Genomic DNA, 5,275 nt, shown 5'->3' on the forward strand with positions numbered 1-5,275 from the left:
GGGTGGAAGGCGGCCAAGGTGCCGGCGGCGCCGCCGAGCTGGGCCGGGAGGGCGTGGCGGGCGGCGAGCAGGCGGGTACGGGCGTCGGCGGCCAACTGTCGCCAGCCCACCGCCTTGAGCCCGAACGTGGTGGGCACCGCCTGCTGGGTGAGCGTCCGAGCGGCCATGGGCGTGTCGCGGTGTTCGCCTGCCAGTCGCGTGAGCGCGTTGACGACCCGTCCGAGGTCGGACAGGACCGGACCCAGCGTGCGGTGGGCCACCAGCATGAGGGCGGTGTCGAGGATGTCCTGACTGGTCGCGCCCCGATGCACATGGTGACCGTAGGGCTCGGCGGCCGCGCGGAGGTCGGCCACCAGCGGGATGACCGGGTTACCGCCGGAACGGGCCCGCTCGGCCAGGCCGGGCAGATCGAACGCGCCGGTCCGCGCGGCGGCGGCCACCGCGCCGGCAGCCTTCCTGGGCGCCATGCCGAGAGCAGCCTGCGCGTGGATCAGCGCCACCTCGGCATCCAGCATGGCCCGGAGCACGGCGGCGTCACCGGTGTCCGCGACGGCCCCCCGCATCGGCGACAACAACCCGAGATCCGCACCCCACGCCAACCCGCCCGGAGCCGGGTCATCCTGTGCCGGGTCGGTGCGGGGTGGGTGGTGCGGGGGGTCAGCTGAAGTCAAGGAAGACGGTCTCCTTCTCGCCCTGCAGGTGGATGTCGAACCGGTAGACACCTGCCCGTTCCTCCACCGCCATCAGCGTCCGCCGGCGCTCGGCGGGCAGGGCGTCGAGGAAGGCGTCCTGGCCGAAGTAGACGCGGGTGTAGAGGTGGTGCAGGAGACCGCGGGCGAACACGCACACGCTGATGTACCCGTTTCCCGGCGGCAGGGTACGCAGCGCCCAACGGCCGGAGCCGTCGGTGGGCACCCGGCCGAAGCCGGTGAAGTCGACGCCGTCCCGCCCGATGACCGCGCCGTTCGCCTGGTCGCGCCGCAGTGTGCCGGGCGCGCCATGCAGGTCGCCGGACGGGTCGGCCTGCCAGAACTCCAGCAGCGCGTCGGGCACCGGCTCGCCCGCGCCGTCGTAGACGTACCCGTGGACGACGATCCCGCCGGTGGCGAGGTCGCCGCCGCCGGGGAACGGGAGCGCGTACCCGTAGAAGGGGCCGACGGTCTGCGAGGGGGTGGGGTTCAACGGCCTTCCTCCATCCAGGTCCCGGCGGGGCCGTCCAGCACGATGTCCCAGCGGTAACCGAGCGAGAACTCGGGCACGGACAAATCATGGTCGTAGGCGGCCACCAGCCGCTCACGCGCCCGCTCGTCGGTCACCGAGCCGAGCACGGGGTCGTACGGGAACAGCGGGTCGCCAGGGAAGTACATCTGCGTGACGAGGCGCTGCGTGAAGGCGGTGCCGAACACCGAGAAGTGGATGTGCGCGGGCCGCCAGGCGTTGACGTGGTTGCGCCAGGGGTAGGCGCCCGGCTTGATCGTGGTGAACGAGTAGCGGCCCTCGCCGTCGGTGAGGCAGCGGCCGACGCCGGTGAAGTTGGGATCGAGCGGCGCCGGGTGGTCGTCGCGCTGGTGCAGGTAGCGGCCGGAGGCGTTGGCCTGCCAGATCTCCACGAGCTGGCCGCGTACCGGCCGGCCCGCTCGGTCCAGGACGCGGCCGGTCACGGTGATCCGCTCGCCGAGCGGCTCGCCCAGGTGCTGCTTGGTCAGGTCCGAGTCGAGCGCGGTCACGTCGGAGGCGCCGAACACGGGCCCGGCCAGCTCGGCCGCCTCCGGGTCACGCAGCGCGACCAGCGGCTGCTTGGGGTGGCGCAACACACTGCTGCGGTACGGCGCGAAGGCGCGGGCGGGGTGGCCAGAAGACGACCCGGAAGGCGGGCCGTCGCCGGCCTTGTACAGCTCGGCCATCTCCCGGTCGATGTCGGCTTGGGTGAGGGGGGTCATTTTTCCTACCTTTCGAGGACAATGGCCAGGCCCTGGCCGACGCCGATGCAGAGACACGCCAGGCCGGCGCCCGAGCCCGCCGCCGCGAGCCGGTGCGCCACTGCGCCGGTGACGCGGGCGCCGGACGCGCCGAGCGGGTGGCCGAGGGCGATCGCGCCGCCGCCGGGGTTGACGATCTCGGGGTCGAGGCCGGGCAGCTCGGCCAGGCAGCCGAGGGCCTGCGCGGCGAACGCCTCGTTCAGCTCGACGGTCGACAGGTCGCCGAACCGCTTGCCCGCCCTGGCCAGGGCCTTGCCGGAGGCTTCGACGGGGCCCAGGCCGAAGTAACGGGGTTCGAGCGCGCTGGCGGCGCTCGCGACGATCCTGGCGAGCGGTTCGCGGCCGCGCAGCCCGGCCTCGTCGGTCAGCAGCAGCGCCGCGGCGCCGTCGCTGAGAGGCGAGGAGTTGCCCGCGGTGACCGTCCCGTTCTTGCGGAAGACGGGCTTGAGGCGGGCGAGCGCCTCCAGGGAGGTGTCCTCGCGGATGCCCTCGTCCCTGGAGAGCCCGCCGATGGGGACGATCTCCCGCTCGAACGACGCCTTGGCCGCCTTCTGGTGACTGGCCAGCGCGAACGCGTCCTGTTCCGCCCGCGACAGACCGTGCTTGCCGGCGATCAGCTCGGCGCCCTCGCCCAGCGGCACGGTGTGCTCGGCCGGCATCTCCGGGTTGACCAGCCGCCAGCCGAGCGTGGTGGAGACCAGCTCCTGACCGCCCGCGGGGAAGGCCCGGTCCGGTTTGGGCAGCACCCAGGGGGCGCGGGTCATCGACTCCACGCCGCCGGCGATCACGGCGGAGGCGTCGCCGACGGCGATCGCCCGGTACGCCTGGATGACGGCCTCCATGCCGGAGCCGCACAACCGGTTCACCGTCACGCCGGGCGTCGTCATCGGCAGCCCGGCGAGCAGCACCGCCATCCTGGCGACGTTCCTGTTCTCCTCGCCGGCGCCGTTCGCGTTGCCCAGCACGACCTCGTCGACGGCCTGCTGGTCGTTGCGCTCGGCGATCGCCTTGACGACGTACGCGGCCAGGTCGTCGGGCCGGAGGCCGGCCAGGGCGCCGCCGTGGCGGCCGAAGGGCGTGCGTACGGCGTCCACGACATAGACGGTTCTCATCCGGCGACCTCCGCGGCGACGACTTGGACTGCTTTCACGCGGCGACCTCCGCTCCCGTACGGCCGCGCAGGCCGGCGACGGTGACGCCGGGCGCAGTCTCGACGAGCCTCAGCCCGTCCGAGGTGACGTCGAGGACGCCGAGGTCGGTGACGATCCGGTGTACGCACGCCTGCCCCGTGAGCGGCAGCGAACACTCCTCCACGATCTTCGGCGCGCCGTCCTTGGCGTTGTGGTCGGTGATCACGATGACCCGGCGCGCGCCGTGGACCAGGTCCATCGCCCCGCCCATGCCCTTGACCAGCTTCCCGGGGACCATCCAGTTGGCCAGGTCGCCGCAGGCGGAGACCTGCATCGCGCCCAGCACCGCCACGTCGATGTGGCCGCCGCGGATCATGCCGAACGACAGCGCGGAGTCGAAGAACGACGCCCCCCGCCGCACGGTCACCGTCTCCTTGCCCGCGTTGATCAGGTCGGCGTCGAGCTCACCCGGGGCCGGATAGGGGCCGACGCCGAGGATGCCGTTCTCCGAGTGGAGGATCACGTCCACGTCGGGCGGGAGGAAGGACGGGATGCGGGTGGGCAGGCCGATGCCGAGGTTGACGTAGTCGCCGTCGCGCAGCTCCGCCGCGGCCCGCGCGACCATCTCGTCGCGGGTCCAGCTCATGACGCCGCCTCTCGTGGCGCGGTGATCGTACGCTTCTCGATGGCCTTGTCCGCAGCCTGCCCGGGGGTCAGCTCCACGACGCGCTGGACGAAGACGCCGGGCAGGTGGACCTCGTCGGGGTCGAGCTCGGTCAGCTCCTCGACCTCCGCGACCGTGATCCGGCCGGCCATCGCGGCCAGGGGGTTGAAGTTCCTGGCGGCCTTGTTGAAGACCAGGTTGCCGTGCCGGTCGCCCTTGGCCGCCCGGACCAGCGCGAAGTCCGTGGTGATGCCGTACTCCAGGACGTACGGCCGTCCGCCGAACTCGCGTACCTCCTTGGGCGGTGAGGCGACGGCGATCGAGCCGTCGGGGTTGTGGCGCAACGGCAGGCCGCCGTCGGCGACGGGGGTGCCGACGCCGGCAGGGGTGTAGAACGCGGGGATGCCGGCGCCGCCTGCGCGCAGCCGCTCGGCCAGGCTGCCCTGCGGGGTCAGCTCCACCTCCAGCTCCCCGCCGAGGTACTGCCTGGCGAACTCCTTGTTGTCGCCGATGTACGAGGCGGTCACGCGGGCGATGCGCCCGGCCGCGAGCAGGACGCCGAGGCCGCCGCCGTCGACTCCGCAGTTGTTCGACACCACGGAGATGCCGGTCACCCCGGTGTCGTAGAGGGTCTTGATCAGCACGTTCGGGATGCCGCTGAGGCCGAAGCCGCCGACCGCGAACGACGCGCCGTCCCGCACGCCGTCCAGCGCCTCTTCAGCCGTGGCGGCCACTTTGTCTCTCCGCACGACGCTCCGTTCACCGTGGAGTGTTCGCATAGTGAACTTTTGTCCACTATTGTGATGTTGAGTATCTGTTTCTGAAGCGCTCCTGTCAAAGGATCACGCCGATCGAGGAGGAGCGATGGAACCGGCTGGAACCCTCGAACGCGGCCTGTCCGTGCTGCGCGTGCTGGCCGGCGAGCCGCGACGACGGGCCGCGACCGACCTGGTGCGGGCGACCGGCCTGGCCAGGTCCACGGTCGACCGGGTGCTGGCCACGCTGGTCCACCTCGGCTACGTCCGGGCCGAGGGCCGCGACCTGCTGCTCGCCCCGCGCCTGATGGAGCTGGGCGAGGCGTACCTCGCCGCCGGCGGCCTGCGCGACGCCCTGTCGCCCCTCGCGGAGCGGCTCGCCGAAGAGCTGGACGAGTCGGTCTCGGTGGCGGTACGCGACGGCGACGGGGTTCGCTTCATCGTCCAGTTCACCCGGCGGCGGGCCATGTCGGTCGCCTTCCGCGTCGGCGACCTGCTGCCCGCCGACCGCTGCGCGGCGGGCCTGGCGCTGCTCGATCCGGCCGCGCCGTGGGCCGAGGACGACCAGCTGATCGAGCCGGGCCTGGTGGCGGTCGCGGTGCCCGTACGGGATCCGGCCGGCCCGCCGGTCTGCGCGGTCAGCGTGGTCAGCCACACCAGCCGGCACACCGCCTCCGGCCTGCGCGAACACGCCCTGCCCCGGCTGCGCGAAACGGTCGCGGACATGGAAACGGCCCTCACCCGCCC

General features: G+C 72.8%; 7 protein-coding genes. 1 reads left to right on the forward strand and 6 read right to left on the reverse strand.

The annotated features are described in order from the left end of the window. From ITP53_RS53615 to ITP53_RS53640, 6 genes are all read right to left on the reverse strand, one after another. On the reverse strand, positions 1-671 hold a 671-nt coding region (locus ITP53_RS53615; RefSeq protein WP_268961500.1), incomplete at its 3' end, for a lyase family protein. Then, a complete protein-coding gene (pcaG, locus tag ITP53_RS53620; protein ID WP_195903180.1) occupies positions 658-1,182 on the reverse strand; it encodes a protocatechuate 3,4-dioxygenase subunit alpha in 525 nt (174 codons plus the stop codon). The genes pcaG and ITP53_RS53615, both read right to left, overlap by 14 nt. Next, entirely contained in the window at positions 1,179-1,940 is a 762-nt protein-coding gene (gene pcaH, locus ITP53_RS53625; RefSeq protein ID WP_195903181.1) for a protocatechuate 3,4-dioxygenase subunit beta, read from the reverse strand. The genes pcaG and pcaH overlap by 4 nt, the downstream gene beginning before the upstream one ends. A gap of 5 nt (positions 1,941-1,945) precedes the next feature. Then, positions 1,946-3,091 carry a thiolase family protein gene (locus tag ITP53_RS53630; protein WP_195903182.1) on the reverse strand — a complete coding sequence of 382 codons (1,146 nt, stop codon included), beginning with the start codon at positions 3,089-3,091 and terminating at the stop codon, positions 1,946-1,948. A gap of 34 nt (positions 3,092-3,125) precedes the next feature. Further along, positions 3,126-3,755 carry a CoA transferase subunit B gene (locus ITP53_RS53635; RefSeq protein ID WP_195903183.1) on the reverse strand — a complete coding sequence of 210 codons (630 nt, stop codon included), beginning with the start codon at positions 3,753-3,755 and terminating at the stop codon, positions 3,126-3,128. Next, positions 3,752-4,522 carry a CoA transferase subunit A gene (locus tag ITP53_RS53640; protein ID WP_328818776.1) on the reverse strand — a complete coding sequence of 257 codons (771 nt, stop codon included), beginning with the start codon at positions 4,520-4,522 and terminating at the stop codon, positions 3,752-3,754. Before ITP53_RS53640 ends, ITP53_RS53635 begins: the two co-directional genes overlap by 4 nt. 115 nt (positions 4,523-4,637) lie before the next feature. Here ITP53_RS53640 and ITP53_RS53645 point away from each other — a divergent pair. Continuing rightward, the coding region (locus ITP53_RS53645; protein ID WP_195903185.1) for an IclR family transcriptional regulator domain-containing protein at positions 4,638-5,275 on the forward strand (638 nt) is incomplete at its 3' end.

This window comes from Nonomuraea cypriaca (assembly GCF_015645445.1).
Classification (GTDB): Bacteria; Actinomycetota; Actinomycetes; order Streptosporangiales; family Streptosporangiaceae; genus Nonomuraea; species Nonomuraea cypriaca.

Excerpts from the sequence above, each read along its gene's own strand:
- ITP53_RS53635 (WP_195903183.1), bottom strand. The coding sequence starts at position 3,755 with ATGAGCTGGACCCGCGACGAGATGGTCGCGCGGGCCGCGGCGGAGCTG.
- ITP53_RS53630 (WP_195903182.1), bottom strand. The coding sequence starts at position 3,091 with ATGAGAACCGTCTATGTCGTGGACGCCGTACGCACGCCCTTCGGCCGC.
- pcaH (WP_195903181.1), bottom strand. The coding sequence starts at position 1,940 with ATGACCCCCCTCACCCAAGCCGACATCGACCGGGAGATGGCCGAGCTG.